The sequence below is a fragment of the Rheinheimera sp. WS51 genome, assembly GCF_050936095.1.
Taxonomy (GTDB): Bacteria; Pseudomonadota; Gammaproteobacteria; order Enterobacterales; family Alteromonadaceae; genus Alishewanella.
In genome coordinates this window covers 596,406-617,079 of sequence record NZ_JBOTRC010000001.1, presented here as the reverse complement: position 1 = coordinate 617,079, position 20,674 = coordinate 596,406, and the positions used below count along the sequence as shown (strand labels likewise).

At 39.0% G+C, this 20,674-nt stretch carries 16 protein-coding genes; 7 read left to right on the top strand and 9 right to left on the bottom strand.

The genetic code is table 11. The features are described 5' to 3' along the window. Positions 1-256: 256 nt before the first annotated feature. The 7 genes from speD to ACRCA4_RS02845 all read right to left on the bottom strand — a co-directional run bounded on the left by speD (position 257) and on the right by ACRCA4_RS02845 (position 6,576). On the bottom strand, positions 257-1,063 hold the full coding sequence (gene speD / locus ACRCA4_RS02875) for an adenosylmethionine decarboxylase (RefSeq protein WP_433183873.1): 807 nt from the start codon (positions 1,061-1,063) through the stop codon (positions 257-259). Between the two features lie 66 nt (positions 1,064-1,129). Then, positions 1,130-1,540, bottom strand: a complete 411-nt coding sequence (locus ACRCA4_RS02870; RefSeq protein WP_433183871.1) for an OsmC family protein — start codon at positions 1,538-1,540, stop codon at positions 1,130-1,132. An 82-nt stretch (positions 1,541-1,622) separates the two neighbouring features. Continuing rightward, the gene (locus ACRCA4_RS02865) at positions 1,623-1,970 is read right to left on the bottom strand and encodes a DUF3802 family protein (RefSeq protein ID WP_433183868.1); all 348 of its coding nucleotides are present in this window, start codon (positions 1,968-1,970) and stop codon (positions 1,623-1,625) included. 62 nt (positions 1,971-2,032) lie between these two features. Then, positions 2,033-3,502, bottom strand: a complete 1,470-nt coding sequence (astD, locus tag ACRCA4_RS02860) for a succinylglutamate-semialdehyde dehydrogenase (RefSeq protein ID WP_433183866.1) — start codon at positions 3,500-3,502, stop codon at positions 2,033-2,035. A 13-nt stretch (positions 3,503-3,515) separates the two neighbouring features. Beyond that, positions 3,516-4,532, bottom strand: coding sequence for an arginine N-succinyltransferase (gene astA, locus ACRCA4_RS02855; RefSeq protein WP_433183863.1), 1,017 nt, complete (start codon positions 4,530-4,532; stop codon positions 3,516-3,518). Between the two features lie 243 nt (positions 4,533-4,775). After that, positions 4,776-5,906, bottom strand: a complete 1,131-nt coding sequence (locus ACRCA4_RS02850) for an HDOD domain-containing protein (protein ID WP_433183860.1) — start codon at positions 5,904-5,906, stop codon at positions 4,776-4,778. 79 nt (positions 5,907-5,985) lie between these two features. Then, positions 5,986-6,576, bottom strand: a complete 591-nt coding sequence (locus ACRCA4_RS02845; protein WP_433183858.1) for an anthranilate synthase component II — start codon at positions 6,574-6,576, stop codon at positions 5,986-5,988. 225 nt (positions 6,577-6,801) lie between these two features. Between ACRCA4_RS02845 and ACRCA4_RS02840 the strand changes: the two genes are divergently transcribed. Genes ACRCA4_RS02840 through pelG form a run of 7 tightly spaced genes read left to right on the top strand, consistent with a single transcriptional unit; the run spans position 6,802 to position 18,773 of the window. Beyond that, positions 6,802-9,573 (top strand): endo alpha-1,4 polygalactosaminidase, encoded by a 2,772-nt coding sequence (locus tag ACRCA4_RS02840; protein WP_433183855.1) that lies wholly within the window; start codon positions 6,802-6,804, stop codon positions 9,571-9,573. After that, positions 9,570-13,091: a tetratricopeptide repeat protein gene (locus tag ACRCA4_RS02835; protein WP_433183852.1), complete on the top strand. Its 3,522-nt coding sequence runs from the start codon at positions 9,570-9,572 to the stop codon at positions 13,089-13,091. The genes ACRCA4_RS02840 and ACRCA4_RS02835 overlap by 4 nt, the downstream gene beginning before the upstream one ends. Positions 13,092-13,107: 16 nt before the next feature. Beyond that, positions 13,108-13,617, top strand: a complete 510-nt coding sequence (locus tag ACRCA4_RS02830; protein WP_433183849.1) for a hypothetical protein — start codon at positions 13,108-13,110, stop codon at positions 13,615-13,617. A 7-nt stretch (positions 13,618-13,624) separates the two neighbouring features. Further along, entirely contained in the window at positions 13,625-14,992 is a 1,368-nt protein-coding gene (locus tag ACRCA4_RS02825; RefSeq protein WP_433183846.1) for a PelD GGDEF domain-containing protein, read from the top strand. Continuing rightward, positions 14,955-15,926 (top strand): hypothetical protein, encoded by a 972-nt coding sequence (locus ACRCA4_RS02820; protein ID WP_433183844.1) that lies wholly within the window; start codon positions 14,955-14,957, stop codon positions 15,924-15,926. Before ACRCA4_RS02825 ends, ACRCA4_RS02820 begins: the two co-directional genes overlap by 38 nt. After that, positions 15,913-17,418, top strand: coding sequence for a GT4 family glycosyltransferase PelF (gene pelF / locus ACRCA4_RS02815; RefSeq protein ID WP_433183841.1), 1,506 nt, complete (start codon positions 15,913-15,915; stop codon positions 17,416-17,418). Before ACRCA4_RS02820 ends, pelF begins: the two co-directional genes overlap by 14 nt. Next, positions 17,406-18,773 (top strand): exopolysaccharide Pel transporter PelG, encoded by a 1,368-nt coding sequence (pelG, locus tag ACRCA4_RS02810; protein ID WP_433183838.1) that lies wholly within the window; start codon positions 17,406-17,408, stop codon positions 18,771-18,773. Before pelF ends, pelG begins: the two co-directional genes overlap by 13 nt. Before the next feature lie 44 nt (positions 18,774-18,817). Here pelG and trpS read toward each other — a convergent pair whose 3' ends face one another. Continuing rightward, positions 18,818-19,822, bottom strand: a complete 1,005-nt coding sequence (gene trpS, locus ACRCA4_RS02805) for a tryptophan--tRNA ligase (protein ID WP_433183835.1) — start codon at positions 19,820-19,822, stop codon at positions 18,818-18,820. Between the two features lie 116 nt (positions 19,823-19,938). Then, positions 19,939-20,613, bottom strand: coding sequence for a ribulose-phosphate 3-epimerase (gene rpe / locus ACRCA4_RS02800; RefSeq protein WP_433183832.1), 675 nt, complete (start codon positions 20,611-20,613; stop codon positions 19,939-19,941). Positions 20,614-20,674: the final 61 nt, after the last annotated feature.

Genomic DNA, 20,674 nt, shown 5'->3' with positions numbered 1-20,674 from the left:
TTTAACATAAGTGACCACCAAACAGCCTAGGCTTTACGCTTTGCTCAATGGTTTATTCTGTGATGAGTGCGTTGCTCTAGCAGTAGTAGAAATAGAGCTGAAAATTACTTATAAAGCTATCCTAAAGCCCACCTAATTTGCTTACTTATTTAAGTATTGTAAAGCTTATTAGATTGGGCTTGATAGAAAGTTTATAATCAAGAAGTGAATTTGTACTTGGCTTTATTAGTTACTGCCAATTACTTAATGATAATTATTACTTAATATCCGGCAAGTTACGACCATAGAAAATTTCGCGCATTTCATGGAAAACTTTTTGGCTGATATCAGCTTGTTCTTGTTTTGTCATCGAGTCGGTGCCAACGCCAAACAAGTAGTTATTTAAATCAGCTTCTTTTAGCATCATTTTGGTGTGAAATAAGTTTTCTTGGTAAACGTTCACATCAATCATCTGAAATGCTTGTTTTGTTTCATCATCCATAAAGTTTTGAATAGACGTAATGGGATGATCAATATAATGCTTAGTCCCACTGATATCACGGGTAAAACCCCTAACACGATAATCGATAGTAACAATATCGGTTTCAAAACTATGAATTAAAAAGTTAAGTGCTTTTAGTGGTGAAATAATGCCACAGGTAGATACCTCAATATCGGCTCTAAAAGTACAGATCCCATCATGCGGGTGTACTTCAGGATACGTATGAACACAGATATGACTTTTATCTAAATGTGCGACTACAGCATCAGGTCTTGGGCCTGGATTTTCAGTGTTATCTGGATTAACTAAAACCGGCTCTTCACTTACCAATATAGTGACACTAGCACCTTGTGGATCATAGTCTTGACGAGCCACATTCAGCACATTTGCACCAATAATATCGGTTACTTCAGTTAAAATATCGGTTAAGCGATCAGCATTATATTGTTCGTCAATATATTCAATATACTCTTGACGATGCTGTTCTGTTTTTGCGTAACAAATATCATATAGACTAAAGCTTAAACTTTTAGTTAAGTTGTTAAAGCCATGCAGTTTCAGTTTTTCAAAAGGTTTTACCACTTATCAAGATCTCCAGCACCCAGCAACGGTTTACGTTGCCCTGTGTATTTAAAATTTAAAGGTAAGTTACTTAGCGCTAATAACGCTAAATGAGTGAGTCACTTCAACACTGCCTGTGAGCATAATTGACACCGAACAATATTTATCAGCCGACAGCTTTACTGCACGCTCAACATGAGTTTCGCTAAGATCATGTCCTGTAACATCGAAATGCAAGTGGATCTTGGTAAAAACACTAGGCACAGTCTCTGCACGCTCTGAAGTCAAGCTGACCTCACAATCTTGAACATTTTGACGCGCTTTTTGCAAAATACTAATAACATCAACTGACGAGCAAGCTCCTGCCGACATTAAAACCATTTCCATTGGGCTTGGTGCTGTACTACCTTCTTTGTTGCCGTCAAAAACAACAGCATGTCCGCTGCCAGAGCGGCCTATAAAGGTATTATTATCTAACCATTTTACTTTTGCCTGCATGATACGGTCCCGACTAAAAAACAGGGCGACATTCTACGTAAAATTGACCGAGGTATCTAGTTAAATCGGCTCAGGACTTAGCCTAATCAAATAGCTCAGCTATGGCTGTATCAAATAAATTTTTGATAAGAATAGATATTTCTGTAATAAATTCTAATTGCTTTTTTGTTGCTTTAGTTTCTAGCACACTGCTTAACACTTCTTGCATATCATACATAATGCTATCAACTTCACGAATAATCATACTACGATGGTTAATCTCAAGTTGTGTATGTTGCATGCACAAATTAATTATTTGCTCGGCAATGGTTTCTTCTAAAACTTCATCTATGGTTTTTGTTGTCATTTCGCCCGTTGGCTGCTCGAATATCGACAAGTGCTCCGTTAAGAACATGATAAGATGCTCGTATCCTGCTTTATCTGTCACCATAATCTTACACCAAAAACGTTATAACAAATCGGGGCTAATGCCCCGATCAACTACAGTGTTATCTAGAAGCTTAAACCTGGTGATAATTGCTCAGGCATAACCACTTGCTCTAACTCAACTGAAGCAACGGGGTATGCGCAATAATCAGCAGCATAATAAGCACTTGCTCTGTGATTACCACTAGCGCCAATACCACCAAATGGCGCAGCTGAACTCGCACCGGTTATAGGGCGATTCCAGTTAACAATGCCGGCTCTAATACGACGGAAGAAATGCTGGTAAAGTGCAGCACTATCACTTAGCAAACCTGCCGACAAGCCGAAACTAGTGTTATTAGCCGCATCTATGGCTTGATCAAAATCCGTAAAACGGAACACTTTTAATAATGGGCCAAAATGCTCGTCATCTGGAAAATCTTTAATCTCAGTGCAATCAATAATTCCTGGTGTTACTAAGGCAGTATTCACATCAAGGTGTTGCATTTCTACTAAAGGTTTCCCCCCTAATTCAGCTAACTGTTGTTGAACAGCTAACATGCCTTTAGCGGCTGCAACTGAAATCATAGAGCCCATAAATGGCTGCTCTTGAGCATCGTAAACGTCAACTTTAATATTGCGTGTTACTTCAATCAAGCGTTGTAAAATAGCATCGCCACTGACGTCAGCGGGTAAAAATAGTTTACGTGCACAAGTGCAACGCTGACCAGAAGAGATAAAGGCTGATTGCACAATATCATGCACAACCGCTTCAATATTTTGTACATCTTTTACAATTAAAGGGTTATTGCCACCCATTTCTAAAGCTAAAATTTTATCTGGACGTCCTGAGAACTGCTGGTGTAAATAATGGCCAGTGCGAGAGCTACCAGTAAAGAATAAACCATCAATTTCATCATTAGCAGCAATGGCTTTACCTGTTTCAACTTCGCCTTGAACTAAGTTTAATACGCCTGCCGGCAAGCCAGCTTGCTGCCACAGTTTTACTGTTTCTTCTGCAACTTTAGGCGTTAACTCTGACGGTTTAAAAATAATAGTATTACCGGCTAATAACGCAGGAATAATATGACCATTAGGTAAGTGACCTGGGAAATTGTATGGACCAAATACGGCGACTACACCATGAGGCTTATGACGAATAAAAGCTCTACCTTGTGGCATGGCATTCTCTTTTTCACCAGTACGCTCTTGATAAGCACGAATAGAGATATCAGCTTTACCAATCATGGCGCCAATTTCAGTACGAGATTCCCATAAAGCCTTGCCTGTTTCTTGCGCTATCGTTAGGGCTAAATGCTCTTTATTGGCAGCTAATAACTCAGAGAACTTTTTAATAATAGCTACGCGCTCGTCAAAGCTTAAGCCTGCCCAATCATATTGCGCTTGGCGTGCGGCAGCAATAGCTTGATTTACTTGCTCTGCCGTTGCCGACTGGCCTTGCCAAATTTGTTGATTTTTAGCCGGATCAACCGAGCTAAAAGTAGCCCCCTTACCTTCAAGCCATTGGTTATTAATAAACTGTACTGCGTTATTCATTGTTATCCCCTAATTAAATGCTGGTTACTCTTACCCAATCGCCAGCGGAAACATTAAGCGCGGCGGCAACATCAGCTGAAATTACCACTTGCTGCTGCGGTAAATTAACCTCTAATTCACAGCATGTTGCCCTAAAATCAGCGAGTCTTGTATTGCAAATTAAGTAAGTCTGCCCTACGCCAACACTGGCTACGCTAACTTGTAATCTGTGACTGTTTTGCACTGAGCGTATATGCTCCACTCTAGCCTCTACTGTTGGGCCAGCATCAAAAATATCGACATAGCCGCGGCTAGCAAAACCTTCCGATTTTAATAAAGCCAGTGCAGGCTTTGTTTGCTCATGCACCTGACCAATCGCCGCCTGAGCTTCTTTGCTTAGCAAACTAACATAAATAGGATATTTCGGCATTAACTCAGCAATAAAAACCTTTTGGCCAATACCGGTTAAATAATCTGCCGTGGGGAAATCTACAGAGAAAAAGTGCTCTTGCAGCCATTGCCAAAAAGGCGAACTGCCATCAGCATTTGAAATACCACGCATCTCAGCGATAATACGATCAGAAAAACGCTGTGAAAATTCAGCTAAAAATAAAAATCGCATTTTAGATAATAAACGGCCATTATTTTTTTGCCTTTTGCTTTCACGTAAAAATAAGGTGCATAACTCAGTGACTGCGGTGTAATCATTACACAAGGTAAGAATATCGACTGTCTTATACACGCCTAATGAACGTGAGCTATGCACAACCTTACCTAGATGATAGTGATAAAAAGCATCATCTAAGCCTACTGCTGCTTCTAGTCCGCTAGTACCACATACTTCACCAGTTGCAGTATCTTCCAATACAAAAAGATAACCTTCATCCCCTGGCTGTTGTACCTCTTTAGTAAAAGATTGCTCAGAGCGACTAATTTTTCGCATCAGCAATTCTTCATTTACTGGTAACGATGTAAAGCCATGACCAGACTCTACGGCTATGTCATACAAAGCAGGATAATCATCTGCACGAATAGGGCGAACCACCATCATCGTTGCTTACTCCATGTTAACTCTATCATTTTAACGCTACAGCCTTATTACAGTTTGATGACGTTATTACGCAAATAATTCAACGCAATATTAGTGCAATATTTGCCTGCATTACTGGGCCTTTTGCGGCTCATTATTACAGATAAAATAACAATTGTCTTGCATACCCACTGAATGCAAAGCCAACAACAATAAGGCTTATAGATAGATTCTCACAAGAAGTGAATATTTATATTTCGAGATTTATATTTCGATATGTAACCTAGTTAAATCGGTATTAGCTAACAAGGTCATTTTTTCATTTGTTAACTTAGCAGCAGCTAGCCAGCGTAAAGACTCTTCATTGTTAATTAACTTGGATCGCTTTAGGCTTTGCCATTGCACATAAGTTTGCGCCTGCAATAACACTTTAGTTAATAAACTAGTGTTGTCATTATCTATGCCTTCAGCCAATTGCTCTAAGGTCTGACATAGCGGCTGCCTTTTTAGCTGCCAGCGTGAAGTGATATCCGCATTGAGTTCAGCGGCAAATTCCACCATGCTATCACTTAAAAAGCTAGCATCTGGCAAAAGCGGGTCTAGGGTTTCAATTAACACTGTATCGCGCATTTTTTGCGCATTTAGGATCTGTTGATGTTTCTGCTGCTGATAAATACGTAAATAACTGCGCGTTACAACAATATAACCCAGGCTTTGAAATAACCCAGTACAAAAAGCGCTAAATTCATTTAATCCCTCATGCTGCGCTAAGGCTCGCGCTGCTAAAGATACCGCAAGGGAGTGCTGCCAAATTCGTGATTTTAACCCCGAAAAGGGGTCGGTTGAGTGAGGTAACAAACGCTTTAATGCATATACAGGTACAATCTGCTGTAAAGCCTCAATACCAAAAAGTCGCAAAGCGACTTTACTATCTTTAATTAAACCGCCAGACGCGGTTTTATTACGATATTGTGGTTTATTAACTAAGCGCAATAAATCTTCTTTCAGCCAACTTATGTTGCTAACCGTATCATTTAACTTAGTGATAGTGACAGCTTGAGTACTTAATAGATCTAATAAAGAGTAAAATGACGGCTCTAAATTAAATAAAACTGACTCAACATGTTCAATATTATGTAATTTTAAAAACAACTCATTAGACACTTCATCATGCAAGTGTGCTTGAGCAAACACCGTAAACTTAGCTTGGATCTTTTGCGTTTTTTGTTTTGCTCGTCTAGCTTCGGCTTCAACTTGCAACAAAGTGCGTTCAGACGAGGGTTCTACTGTTTTAGTGGGTTCATAATGTATCCGGCTAGCAGATGGATCTACCCCAACTAAATGATCTAGAAAACGGCCATAAAAAACGTCATTATTAGATGAGGAAGATTGCATTAGTGCCGTAGAGTCCTTTTTTACATTTATATTAATGCCGCAATACTGCAAGTGGATTTTAATTCAGTCAAGCACAAAGCTAACTTGCCTTTGTCAACTGTAAGAAATTAGCTAATAATTGCTGACCTTGCTGACTTAAAATAGCTTCAGGATGAAACTGCACGCTATGAAGAGGTAAAGAGGTATGACTCAGCCCCATAATCTCATCAAGATTTTGTTGTGTGTCTGTGGTCCATGCGGTCACATTTAACTCTGTAGGCAATGTTGTCGCATCAACAACTAAAGAATGATATCGCGTTACATCTAACGGATTAGCTAAACCGGTAAATACCGAGCTGTTATTGTGTGTTATCAGTGAGTTCTTACCATGCATAACCTGCTTAGCCCGAATCACTTTAGCGCCAAAAACTTGCGCTATAGCTTGGTGCCCTAAACAAACCCCTAAGATAGGTAGTTTATCGCTAAAATATTCAATAGCTTGCATAGAAATACCCGCATCATCGGGCGATTTAGGGCCTGGCGATATAACCAGATACTCCGGCGCTAATGCTTTTATTGCTTGAATAGTTATATCATCATTTCGCTTAACTACGACCTGTTGACCTAAAACCGCAAAGTATTGCATCAGGTTGAAAGTAAATGAATCATAGTTATCTATTATTAATAGCACTTAATATCTTTCCATTTCATTTTTTTAGTCTACACTCAATGTTAGATACAAAATATTTACCCAATAAGCACATTAATTAAACTAAAACCACTTACATTAACAAAAAACCAGTTCTCTTTTTAAAATAATACTAATTTAATCAATAATATATATACTACCAAGCTTTAGTTATACTTATAAAACTACACTAATTTAGAAAAATTCATCATGTAGTCAGGTAACCGAATGCTAAGACCCCTTTTACGTTGTCAACTTTTGTTATTTTATATTTTGTTCAACGTAATTGCATCCACTAACTTTTCACATGCAGCACAAAGCAATACAGCCAAATCTATCGCTTTTTATTACGCTAATATGGATTCAGTTCGTGAGCTATTAAGCTATCAGCGTGTTGTTATTGAGTCTTCAAGTATTTCAGCCTTACAGTTACAACAACTTAAATCAGCCAATACCGAAGTCTTTGCCTATTTAAGTGTAGGCGAGGCTAACCCCTCAATTGCTCAGCTGTACCCTAAGGCAATAATCGGTAACAACAAGCAGTGGCAAGCAAAAATAATGGATGCTAATCAACAAGATTGGCGTAATTACTTAGTGCAAAAAGCACAACAATTAAAGCAGCAAGGTTATGACGGCGTATTTTTAGATACCTTAGATAGCTATCAACTAGCAGTAAGTCCAAAGCAATATGCAGCACAGCAACACGCCCTTGTATCACTTATTGACCAACTTCAAGTTAGCAACGGCAACTTAATTTTAAACCGTGGTTTTAACCTTTTATCACAGTTAAAAAAGCCCCCCTATGCCGTTGTCGCTGAATCATTAATTAATGGCTACGATGTAGAGAATAACGCTTACTTCAGACAAACAAGCCAAGATACCTTATGGCTTTCAAGTCAATTAGATAAAGTAAAGCAAGCTGGTATAGAAGCCATAGTTATCGATTATTTACCACCAGAGCAAGCCGCACGAATAGAAGCTGCTGGCGCTATTCAGGCTCGTGGCTATACACCTTATATCAGCGATGGGCTCCTTAGTCAGTTTGGTGTTTCAAGCCATTACCCTATAGCGCGCAGGGTATTAGGCTTTTATGACGGTAATTCTGAGCTAAAAAAACAATCTTACTGTCACCGTTATTTATCCGTATTAATTGAATACTATGGCTATGTGCCGCAATGTGAAAATATCCATGATTTTCCATTAACAGCAAATAATCGTCATCAGTTTGCTGCGGTTATCTATTGGTTAGCTCAAACCAGTTATAACAATAAGGCAGTACAAACAAGTATTGAGCAGGTAATTAACCAAGTTCCTACCGTTTTTATCGGCAAATTACCTGATAATTCAGAAATACTGTCTTTATTAGGCTTAAAAGCAGCAGGTAGCTATGAGGGTAAATTAAGTATTCATAATGCATCGCTAACCTACCCGCTACCCAGTGCGTTGCCTAATCAGTTTACCCGCTACTTAAGTACTGATCCTGGACATAAAATACTGGCCAGCTTGTATGATCAGAAGCAACAGCAAGGCATTGCAGTGGCAAGCACAACTTGGGGTGGCGTTTTACTAGAACCGCTCAACGTACAAGAGTTAATAAATAATCGTAGTCGTTGGCCGTTAGATCCCTTTGAGTATCTAATGCCCTTATTAAAATTAGAGCAAATCCCCGTACCCGATATTACAACAGAGTCTGGACGGCGTGTTATTACAGCCCATATTGATGGCGATGGTTTTCCATCAGTCGCTTGGCTGCCAGGCAAACCTTTTGCAGGTCAATCAGTTTATGAGCACATTTTAAGCCAATCAACTTTACCTCATACGGTATCTGTTGTTGAAGCAGAAATAGCCAAACATGGCCTCTACCCAGATATAGCCGATAAATTAGAGCAGATAGCGCGTAAAATTTTTCAATTAGATAATGTAGAAGTGGCATCCCATACTTTTAGTCATCCTTTTTTTTGGGACGAACGAATTAATGTGACAACAAAACTCTATGGCGATTCTTTACCTGTTCCTAATTACACCCAAGATTTAAACCGCGAAATTGATGGTAGCGTTAATTACATTAATCAGCAATTGGCGCCAAAAGATAAGCCAGTAAAAGTATTTTTATGGTCTGGCATGGCCAACCCTACTGAAGACGTTATAGCTAAAACTCAACAACTAGGCTTATTAAATGTAAATGGAGGTAATACGTTTATATTAAAAGATAACTATTCTATCTCCCAAGTTTACCCACACCTAAATTGGTATAAAGACGGTGTTCAAGTTTATGCACCTACCATTAATGAAAACTTATATACCGCCTTGTGGACAGCAAATTATAATAGCTACTCACGGGTAACTGAAACCTTTGACTTATTAGGTAAACCAAGACGGTTAAAGCCAGTTAGTATTTACTATCATATGTATTCTGGTGTTTATCCAAGCTCACTTGCGGCGTTAAAACAGGTTTATAAATGGGCTCAACAACAAACACTCACCCCATTATATTTAAGTGAATATGCACAGCGAGCGACAGCTTTATATGAAACGGGTATAGCTAAATCAATTAATGACACTAGCTGGTACATTAGTAGCACTGGAATAAAAAGCTTACGTATTGCTTCTGACTTTACATTATCAGCACAAAGTGAAGGCATCGCCGGTGTAACTTCAGGCCCCGACGGCCGCTATGTGAGTTTAACCCAAGCGCGTAGCAAGTTAACCGCTGCCACTAATAAGCAAGATTTTAACGGCAATGTGCACCTAGAATCAGCTAATGGTCAAATTCAACACTGGCAAAGAACCTCTAAAGGCATTCACTTTACAATACAAAGCCATCAACCTTTAGATATCATCTTAGCTAAGGCTCAAAATTGCAGTATAGCCTCTAATAACAGCAAGCTAATCAGCAGTCTTGCTAGCAAAAGTAACATGCGTATTACTAGCCCTGAGCAGGGTTATTTTGATATTAGTGTCGCTTGCTCTTCTACCCAAATTGGGGAGCCAGATAAGTGAGAAAAATAGATAAACCTATTCCTGAGCAAGCGCATACCTATGCTAATAGCAAAAAGTCTCGGATAGTTTTAATTAATAGAAGAACGCTAATTACGCTAGCTGGCGTTACCTTAACCCTATTATGGTTACTGCAACCCAATAAAGATTTACTTGTTAGGATGATGGAAGATGCTCAAGATCCAAATATTGCTATCGCCTTTTTAGAGGTATTACAAGACGACAGTTCTCCTTCGTTAAAGTTAGACTTAGTGCTAGCAAAACAATACGCAAATTTAACAAACTACCAACAAGCAATAACTGAACTGGAGCCATTATCTCGCTTTATGGGCTCAGAGTTTGAGGCACCTGCAAAACTGCTCTATGCCACTAGCTTATTGCAATTGAGCTTTAATGGTGAGCAATCTTCAACAGCAAAATTAAAACAGTTTTTGCACAATGAAATAAAAGTGCAACCCAGCGCTAATGCAGAGCAATTCGCAAGTTATGCCCTGCAAATTGGTCAGCCCAAGCTGGCATATCAATTATTAAGTCAGCAAAATACAAAAAACCATACACAACTTGCCGATTTGGCCTTACAAGCAAACTTTAATCAAAGAGCAATTCAACACCTCAAACAAGATTTTCAACAACAACCAACAACTGAGCAGTTTGTGACATTAGTGAGCTTGTTTGCCAGCGAGCAAAATTGGCAAGCTGGCACTCACTTTATTGAATACAATATAACTAAAGTTGACTGCCAGCTGGGCTGTTTGCAAACATTAATCAATTTTATGCTAAGTGCAAACTTACCTGAAAAAAGTGTTAACTATGCGCTAAAAAAAGCGCTGCAAAGTAGCGACACTAGCGATTGGCTACAAGCCAGCCAATTATTTGCGGCCAATGGCAATACCCAAGCCGCTGCCACCTGGTTAGCTAAGGTCGTCAAGCAGCAGCCTAGTTTTGCCCATATTAAACAATTACACGACTATCAGTTATGGCTGGGCAAACCGGGAAAAGCATTAGAATTAACGAAGTTAATGCTCCAAAAAAGTACAGATCCGACTATTTTACGCCAAGGTCTAGCAGAAGCAGCGACCGAAAGTGATGTATTAGCCTTAAGTGATTTTTACTATCAGCTAGCCTTGCAAAATCAACTCAGTGATCAACAAAAAACACAATGGTTAGACTATAACGATAAAGCCTATGGTGCTGAGCAGACCCTTGTGCGCTTACAGTCCCTGTATCAGCGCTATCCTGAGCAAGCTTATTATTGGTTTGCTTTAGCCCGTATTTATAACTTTATTGGCGAGCAAGATAAAATTATTCAACTTTGGCAACAGCTAAACCTTGATAGCACGTTAAATTACCAAGAAGCAGAATACTTTGCTCAGGCTTATCTTGCGCTAGGCCAGCCGGATAAAGCCTTAGCTTTGTTTAAAAAGCACACTCCCTTAATCAGTTTAAACTTAAATCAATTAGCCACTTTAGACGCATTAGCTAAATATGTTGGTGACAATAAAACCCAACGTCTAATCCAAGAGCTGCGCATAGCGCGTAAAGATCGCACTATTGATCCTTATGCATTGCTCAGTAGTTATAAGGTAAATAACGAAACGGATCTTAAACTGCTTTGGCAATATTATTTAGACAGCGGGTCTCTTGTTGTCTTATCGCATATTTTAAATTATGCAATCAATGCTAACAACACGCAGTTAATAAACCAGGTTGAGCATAATATTGAGCAAAACTTAAAGCAAAATATGAGCTTAGACGTACAACTGCTTCGTTTAAGTCTAGCCACATATCATCAAGATGTTATTCAAGCAAAACAGCTTTTGGTCAAGCTTCATACTCAGTACCCAGACAATCAGCAGATTATTGAAAGTAGCTTTTGGCTAGCGATTAGTACAGAAGATAAAAAATGGCTGAGCAAACTATATTGGCAATTAGTACCCAATCTGCAACACAATAGTACGTTTTTTCAACCCTTGGCTTATGCCGCTCAACTTTTGGGCTTAAGTGAGCAAGCCCAATTATGGTATCAACGGTTGGATGAGTCTGAATATGCCTCTGCCGCCAATAAATTAGCTTGGGCCTTATTGCTAGAGCAACAAGGTAATGAAGAGCAAGCGCAAATTTTGCGCTGGTATGTACTCACCACACTGGCCGAGCAGTTAAGACAGTTGCCTCAAGGTGAGTTAAGCTATCAAGCATTACTTAGCTTATTTGTATCACCCGCCTATGTAGCAACTAAACAACAATTGGCCTTACAACAGGCCTATCAACAAGATAGTGTTACACCATTTTCTGAGCTCTATACAGATATAACCAGCGTCGGTTTACAGAGACTCGCTTATTGGCAAGCCCACTCCGTCATTGAACGTACAAACTTTAATGACAGCATTCAGCTAGCAATAGCCCTTGCTTATAATGATGACAAAACAATTAAAGCCATTACTAGCGCAAGCAGCAGCTTAACACCGCTTGAGCGAGCAACAGCACTAAGCAAAATAGGCCAAAACTTCTCGGCTTGGCAAACAGCCGAGCACTCTTTACACGCTGGTACAATTAAGCAGCAAATCGCACCTTTACAACGCTTTTTAGCAAATGCACATAACTTACATAGTCACGGCGTTAGATTTGAACACACTAACTATGATAGTTGGCAAATTAATACCGAACAGTTAAGTTACTACCAACCAATTTATAATGGCTTATTTAGGCTAGATTATCAGCTTGAACATGGCACAGCAGCATCGACTATTGTTGATAATTATAATAGAGACTTACTGCAACTTAACTGGAAAACCCGTAATTGGTCTGCATTTAGTGGCTTAGAGTTTTCGCTGTCGATGAGTGATAGATTTAAGCAAACCATTTTCGGCCAACAATTGAAACTTAATTGGCAAAGTTCGCCGCGTATTTCGCAACAAGTAGAGTTACGCAACAATATGCCAAGCAAACAAAGTCAGAATTTATATTTATTAGGCTATGAAGATAGGTTGCAATGGCGCGGTGCTTGGCAAGTAAACCGTTACGAGCAAGTTAGTTTAACCGTCTCAGCTGCCGAGTTTAATTCTGACTTTTCAGATTATATTGGTCAGCAGTTACAAACCTCATTACGCCTAAGCGAACAGCTAAGCTTGCATCCAAATTGGCAGCTCTATAGCCAATTCGACTATCATAAAAATAACTTAAGCACCCAGCCTTTAAGTGTAATATCAACTTATTTTCCATCTAAGACGATCAATGCAGCTGATTTTATAAGCCAAGACTATCGGCGGCTAACACTTGGCCAAACAATTATTCATGGTAATGTCGGTGAGCCAGGACCCGATGATAAGCCACCACGCTTTAGTCTAGACACGGCTTTGGGCTATAACTTACTTACTTCAGAGTTAGATTACAGTATTAATTTTAGTGTGGGTATTCCACTATTTGGCAGTGACGAACTATTTTTCAAAACAGCTTGGCAAAGTGCTGACCAAAACGGTCAAAAAAATCTAAGTTGGAATCTAGGTTATTTTATTGATTTTTAAAATTAAGGAGAAGAATGTGAAAACCTTATGGGTAATCATACTAATGTTGATGATAAGTGCCTGTGCCACACAATTTAATGGCTCAAGCCCTGTGCTAGACAGTAATAAAACCGTATATATTATGCCGCTTGAAAACCAGTCAAGTATGCCAATGGCGCAAAGCCAGGCTGAACAATTATTGGCTTCGGTATTAGCAGAGTCAGGGCTTAATGTTATGCTCTACCCAAAGCGTAATGTTAATGATCTGCAAGCCAGCTTAGAGCCACAGCAACGTCTAACGGAAGCAAAAAACTGGTTAGCAAATCAGCCTAGTGGCTATGTCATTACAGGTTCAGTGCAAGAATGGCAATATAAATACGGTTTAGATGGCGAGCCCGCTATAGGCGTTACACTTATTTTAAGTTCGACTGAAAGCAATACTTTATGGCGTGGTTCAGTTTCTAAGAGTGGCTGGGGCCGTGAGTCACTATCTCATATTGCTTTAAAAGCTTTTGACAACTTACTTGATGCGTTGAACTGGGAATAATTGCTCTATGCCGATTAATAAGCGCCGTCGCGCTAATGCTATTTTTGTACGACTATTATTAGGCAGCGATCGCCAACTTTTTGCTTGGTTTGAAATGCTTGTCGTCTCTTTTGCAGCTGCACTTATTTGGCTATATCTCTCAGCATTACCCCATGAAGTAGCAACAGATTATTTTTATTGGCCTATGTTAGGTCCAATTTTAATTGCGCTACGCTATGGTTTTGGCCGTGGCATGATGAGTTTTATCACTTTATTAATTTTAGCTGGGGCTTTTAATCGCTTAGCTGATATGCAAATTGATATTAGTATTTCAGTTGCCGTAGGAACCGCTGTTATTACCATGTTAGTAGGTGAGTTTCGTGACCATTGGTACGATATCAACCAGCGTTATGAATTAAACTACCGTTATATGGAGCAAAAACTAGCCAGCTTTACGCAAAACTATCACCTGTTAAAAGTATCGCATGACCAACTAGAACAACGCGCCGCGGGCAAACAAATTAGTTTGCGCACGGGTATCCATTTAATACAGCAACAAATTAATTCTTCCCCAGATAAACAGTTAATAAATATAGCGGATAAATCTTTACAGGTTTTCTCTGACGTTATAGGTTTATTTCAAGCTGGTCTTTATGAAGTTAAACATAATCAGATACAACCTCAAGCTTTAGCAAAAATAGGGGCAAAGCATCAGTTATATCCAGATGATTTAATGCTTAACGATGCTTTTGAGTCTAAAGCTGTTCTCTCACCATTAAGCTTTCTTGATCATAAATCACAAAATCTCAATTACCAACTTGTTATCCCTTTAGTTGACTTACGAGATGAGATAAAAGCCATCGTTCTAGCAGAGAAAGTACAGTTTATTTCGCTAACCGATAGCAATATTGCATTAATCGCTCTATTAGCCAGTTATATTGCCAATATCACTTCTAACGATTTATTTGCCCCTATTTTATATCCTGAGCAAGGACAATTATTCTGCGACTATCTTAAAAATCAACATTGGTATATGCATAAATATAGCGTAGATAGCGTTCTAGTTGTGTTTTATGACAATAGTAAAACCCAATCTTTAAACTTATATCAAGTCACTGATTATAGAAGAGGCGCTGATGTTTACTGGGCTTGTCAACGCAAAGATGGCAGACAGGCATTGTGTGTACTACTACCGATGACTTCATTAATCGAGGCTAATCATTTTATTGAGCGTATAACAGCCTTGCTAGGAAAAAACACTGAGTTAAACGCTACAGAACTTGATGTTGTAGGGCCATTAATTGTTAGTCAGCAGTTGCCGCAAGTAAATAGCCTACTAGAAGACTTAGGAGCATTAAATGAAGATATGGTTGATTCTGCAAACGATTCTTTTTGAATCGGCCAGTCTCTATCTATTAGGTCTTGATCAACTAAGTACTTTAGGTTGGCTAGGCTATGCCATCAATCATGCTATAAGTACTGCAAGTTTCACGCTTTTCTGTTGGTTAGTCTTACCTATGAAATACAAAAGTCCGGTTATACCGGCTATGGCTTTTATTTTTGTTATTGCTTTTAGTATGCCGGTTATTGGTATGCTTGGTTTAACATTGATTTTTTTAATTGCATTGTATTTTCCCAAAAAGAAAACCGACAAAGGGTGGAAACGTTCAGAAATATTAGAGCTACCATTAAATACAGATATTTTTGAAGGAGAACGATATGGTACCTCTGCGCTTAAAGATATTTTATTGTTTAACCCATCAGAGGAGCGCCGATTAATCGCTGTAAATGCTTGTCGTTTTTTACCACAACGTGAAGCTATGCCATTATTAAAGTTAGCCCTAACCGATAAAGTTGATGACGTTCGGTTATTAGCTTATGCCGCAATTGAAAAAATTGAGTTTGCCATTAATCAAAAAATTGATGAGCTAAATTCTGACTTAAAAAATTATGACGCTTATTATCAAATTTCTACTTTGTATTGGGAGTTATGTTATTTAGGTATAGCTGATGGCCCTTTAAAACAGCATTATCTAACACAAGCGAAACAGTACCTACTAAAAGCTGAAGAAATACAACCCACAGCGCCAGCTCAACTAAAACTAGGCCGCGTTTTACTTGAACTGCAAGATTATCCTAACGCGATACATTATTTGCAACAAGCTAGTCAGAACGGCTTATTATTACGCCAAGTAGCGCCCTATTTAGCTGAAGCGGCTTTTGCTACAGGTAATTATCAAAGCATTAAGCCTATGCTAAATAGCCTACCGACTGCTGCTGGTGAAAATCTTGATGAGATTAAGGAGTACTGGTCTCGTGAAGCATATTGATATTTGCTTGTTACTTGAGGGCACCTACCCCTATGTCCGTGGCGGTGTCTCTAGCTGGGTGCATCAATTAATTACTGGTCTACCTCACTATAAATTTTATTTAGTCTTTATTGGTGGCAGTAAGGCATTTTATGGCAAGCAACACTATGAATTACCAGATAATGTGGTTGGTTTAGAAGAGCATTATTTAATGGACAGAGACGGCATATTATCACCTAGAGCAAGACGGGGTAAAAAGCAGGCTTTTAGTATGTGGCAGGCGATATTATCGCGCTTTAGCAATAGTGAGCAATCACTGTCTGCAGATCAGCTTGACATACTAATACAACAATTAGGCCATGATAACGGCCTTAGCTACGATGATTTTTTATATAGTGAACGTTCGTGGCAGGTGCTGGTTGATTTATATTTTTCACAGTCGGCTAATCAATCTTTTGTCGATTACTTTTGGACCTTCAGGAATATCTATAGCCCATTATTTACCCTAGCCAAAATAGCAAGACAATTGCCTAAAGCCACTATGTTTCATAGCATTTCTACCGGCTACGCAGGTTTTTTAGGTGCCTTAGCCAAACAAAGCCAAAAGGTCCCCTTTTTATTAACTGAACATGGCATCTACACAAAAGAACGTACTATCGACTTAACCCAAGCTAGTTGGATTAAAGATCGTCATAGTGCCTTAGATACCAGTATTCACAAAAAAATGGAGCTAACACGGCAAACTTGGATCAGTTTTTTTCAACAACTCGGTCGCACAGCTTATGATCAAGCTAATGATATTATTGCGTTATATGATGGCAATCGGCAGCGGCAAATAAAAGACGGTGCACCAGTTGAAAAAACAGGCATTATAGTTAATGGCATAAATATGCAACGCTTTGCTCAAGCTTACCAACAGCGCAATACGTCTCCGCCTAAGGTGGTCGGTTTAATTGGCCGTGTGGTGCCTATTAAAGACATTAAAACCTTTATACGAACAATTCGAGTTGCTATTAATCAACAGCCCGATCTACAAGGTTGGATAATAGGACCAACAGAAGAAGATCCTAACTATGTTAAAGAGTGTGAGCTGCTAATTAATAGTTTAGATCTTAAGCAACATGTTAAGTTTCTAGGCATGCAAAATGTTGCAGAGATCCTACCTAAACTAGGCGCTTGTATGCTGACCTCAATTAGTGAAGCTCAGCCTTTAGTTTTACTAGAGGCTATGGCTGCAGGTATACCCTGTATTGCGACTGATGTTGGCGCTTGCAAAGAGATAGTTGAAGGCATGAATGACCAAGACCAACAGCTTGGTCGCTGTGGTTACATTATAAATATTGCTGATCCTAATCAAGCTAGCCAAGCCTTGTTAACCTTGTTGTCTGATGATGAGCATTGGCAACAGATGTCTGAGAATGGCTATCAGCGAGTAAAAAAATACTACCAGGAAGCAACTATGTATCAGCGGTATCAAAGCCTATATCAGGAGTACTTATCGTGGCAGGAATAGGTTTTGAGCTTAGACGGATCCTGAAGAAAAATACTCTTTTATCCTATTTAGAAGCCTATGGTTTAGCTGCTGTGGTTGGCTCAGGACCTTGGGTGCTATCTATTTTAGCCTTAATGATAATAGGCATGCTCAGTATTGGCCGTGTATTGCCAAGCACGCTTATTATTCAATACTTAGTATTAGTCACCTACATGATGGCTGCATCGTTAATTTTAAGTGGCTTATTTCAGCTGTTACTCACACGTTTTATTTCCGATAGAATTTTCGAAAAAAAAGAGCAACTTGTCACGCCTAATTTATTAGGTTGTATGATGACAGTTTCAGTATTAGGCAGTGTATTAGCAATAACAGCACTTAGTTATACTTCCTTACCTCCTGCGATAAAAACCGCTCTATTCTGTGGTTTTATTGCCTTATGTAACTTATGGTTAATTATTGTTTTCCTAAGCGGTATGAAACAATATTACCGAATTGTTGTAACCTTATTAGGGGGTTATAGCATTATGGTTTTAGCATCATGGCTTTTACCCCCTAATGGCTTAGTTGGCTTATTAATTATTTTTGCTGCGAGCCAAGGCTTAATTGCGTTTATTTTATTATTTTTTGTACTACGCAATTACAGCTCAGATTCACTGGTTTCATTTCAATTTCTAAACAGGCGTAAAGCTTTTTACTCTTTAGCTTGGTGTGGCTTGTTATATAACCTAGGCGTATGGGTCGATAAGTTTGTGTTCTGGTTTCACCCTGAGGTGTCATTTAACGTTATAGATGTCTTTCGCGCCTCTTATATTTATGACCTGCCTATTTTTATTGCCTATTTAGCCATTATTCCGGGAATGGCGGTTTTTATGCTTCATATGGAAACAGATTTTGCAGCATCAAATGAAAAATTCTACAAGACAGTACGTGAAGGCGGTACGTTAGAAGCCATCTTTTTACTAAAAGACAAAATGGTGCTGGACTGTAAAAACAGCTTATACCAAATATTTAAAATCCAGGGGATTACACTCGCGTTATTGCTTCTGTGGAGTGAAGAAATACTTACTTTATTACAAATAGATTTAGCTTATCTGCATTTGCTATACGTCGACTTAGTCGGTGTATCATTACAAGTTCTTGTAATGGCTATCTTAAATGTGATGTTCTATTTAGATAAACGCTATCAGGCCCTAAGCTTAATTATTGTTATGGCCAGTACCAATCTTATCTTCTCAGAATTATCGGTTCAACTTGGCCCGCAGTTTTATGGCTATGGTTTCGCCTTATCTATGCTTATTAGCACCCTTGTCGGACTTATACTCATTAATAGACAGTTTCTGCGTTTAGAATATGAAACTTTTATGCTACAACGCTAAGTGCTATAGCCTAGTTGACTAGGCTATAGCTATTACACTGCGATTTAAGGTGTAATAAAACCAACCGCTTGGTTTACCTGAGCTAAGGTTGCTGCAGCCCGTTTACGGGCTTTTTCTGCCCCAGAGCGCATAACCTCATTTAAGGTGGCTTGATCTTCTCTTAACGCTTTATATTTTTGCTGTACCGGCTCAAGTAATGCAATAACCGCATCAGCTACATCAGTTTTCAAATGGCCATACATCTTGCCTTCGTACTCTGCTTCTAACGCTGCAACCGTTTTACCCGTTACACCACTATAAATACTGAGTAAGTTAGCAACGCCAGGTTTATTTTCTAAATCAAAATAAACCCGTGGCGGATCTTGCGAGTCGGTCATGGCTTTTTTAAACTTTTTGCTTATCACCTTAGGTTCTTCTAATAAGCCAACAAAGTTCCATGGATTTTCATCCGACTTAGACATCTTCTTGGTAGGCTCTTGTAAGCTCATCACCCTAGCGGCAACACCTGGTATAAAAGGCTCTGGCACAGTAAAAACATCCCCATGCACTGCATTAAAGCGCATAGCTACATCACGGGCTAGCTCTAAATGCTGCTTTTGGTCGTGACCTACGGGAACTTGGTTAGTTTGATACAATAAAATATCTGCTGCCATCAACACTGGGTAGGTAAATAAACCGGCATTGACATTATTGTTATGTCGCTCAGATTTATCTTTAAACTGGGTCATACGGCCCAATTCTCCAAACTGAGTATAACAATTTAGCACCCAAGCTAACTGACTATGTTCAGGCACATGAGATTGCATAAAAATAGCAGAGCGCTCTGGGTCCATGCCACAAGCTAAATATAAGGCTAAGCTATCTAAAGAGGCTGCACGAAGTTTTTCAGGATCTTGACGTACAGTAATAGCGTGCAAGTCAACAATGCAATATAGACAATCAAAGTCATCTTGCATCTTATCCCACTGCCGTAATGCCCCAAGATAATTACCAATGGTTAATTGGCCCGATGGCTGGGCACCACTAAATACAATGGGTTTATTACTCATAATTCTGTCCACTTTTAATCAAATTAATTATTTATTTAATGTTATTGCTAACCGAACCAGAAATAATGCTGATCCTGATGTTTATAATAACAAATTTATGGGCTTATACCCCGTATTTATCTGCTGACTAAACTAAGCTGCTGACGCATTTTAGCGATTGTTGCAGCATAATTGTCGGTATTAAAAATAGCGGAACCGGCAACAAACATATCCGCGCCCGCCTTAGCGATATCGCTGATATTATCTACGGTAACGCCGCCATCAACTTCTAGGCGAATATCTAGGCCACTGTTATCTATTAATTTACGTACTGCAGCAAGCTTATCGAGTGTTGCGGGTATAAACTTTTGGCCACCAAAGCCTGGGTTTACAGACATTAACAACACTAAGTCTATTTTATCTAACATATAATCAAGATAACTTAGCGAAGTTGCAGGATTAAACACTAAACCGGCTTGGCAACCATTATCTTTAATTAATTGCACAGTACGATCAATATGCTTTGACGCTTCTGGATGAAAACTAATAATACTCGCACCAGCCTTGGCAAATTGTGGCACTAAAGCATCTACGGGCTCTACCATTAAATGAACATCTATAGGGGCTGTAATACCAAAATCTCGCAATGCTTTACAAACCATAGGCCCCATCGTTAAGTTTGGCACGTAATGGTTATCCATTACATCAAAATGCACTACATCAGCATCTGCAGAAAGTACGGCTGCAACATCATCACCAAGACGGGCAAAATCAGCAGAAAGAATAGAAGGAGCAATAAGATAAGGCTGCATAATTGTTATCCATTATAATTGATACTAAATTTTAAACGATTATAACTGATAAGCATTGTAA

What these genes read in the sequence shown, in the direction of transcription:
- ACRCA4_RS02870 (WP_433183871.1), bottom strand. Translation starts at nt 1,540, where the DNA reads ATGCAGGCAAAAGTAAAATGGTTAGATAATAATACCTTTATAGGCCGC.
- ACRCA4_RS02865 (WP_433183868.1), bottom strand. Translation starts at nt 1,970, where the DNA reads ATGGTGACAGATAAAGCAGGATACGAGCATCTTATCATGTTCTTAACG.
- astD (WP_433183866.1), bottom strand. Translation starts at nt 3,502, where the DNA reads ATGAATAACGCAGTACAGTTTATTAATAACCAATGGCTTGAAGGTAAG.
- astA (WP_433183863.1), bottom strand. Translation starts at nt 4,532, where the DNA reads ATGATGGTGGTTCGCCCTATTCGTGCAGATGATTATCCTGCTTTGTAT.
- ACRCA4_RS02850 (WP_433183860.1), bottom strand. Translation starts at nt 5,906, where the DNA reads ATGCAATCTTCCTCATCTAATAATGACGTTTTTTATGGCCGTTTTCTA.
- ACRCA4_RS02840 (WP_433183855.1), top strand. Translation starts at nt 6,802, where the DNA reads ATGCTAAGACCCCTTTTACGTTGTCAACTTTTGTTATTTTATATTTTG.
- ACRCA4_RS02825 (WP_433183846.1), top strand. Translation starts at nt 13,625, where the DNA reads ATGCCGATTAATAAGCGCCGTCGCGCTAATGCTATTTTTGTACGACTA.
- ACRCA4_RS02820 (WP_433183844.1), top strand. Translation starts at nt 14,955, where the DNA reads ATGAAGATATGGTTGATTCTGCAAACGATTCTTTTTGAATCGGCCAGT.
- trpS (WP_433183835.1), bottom strand. Translation starts at nt 19,822, where the DNA reads ATGAGTAATAAACCCATTGTATTTAGTGGTGCCCAGCCATCGGGCCAA.
- rpe (WP_433183832.1), bottom strand. Translation starts at nt 20,613, where the DNA reads ATGCAGCCTTATCTTATTGCTCCTTCTATTCTTTCTGCTGATTTTGCC.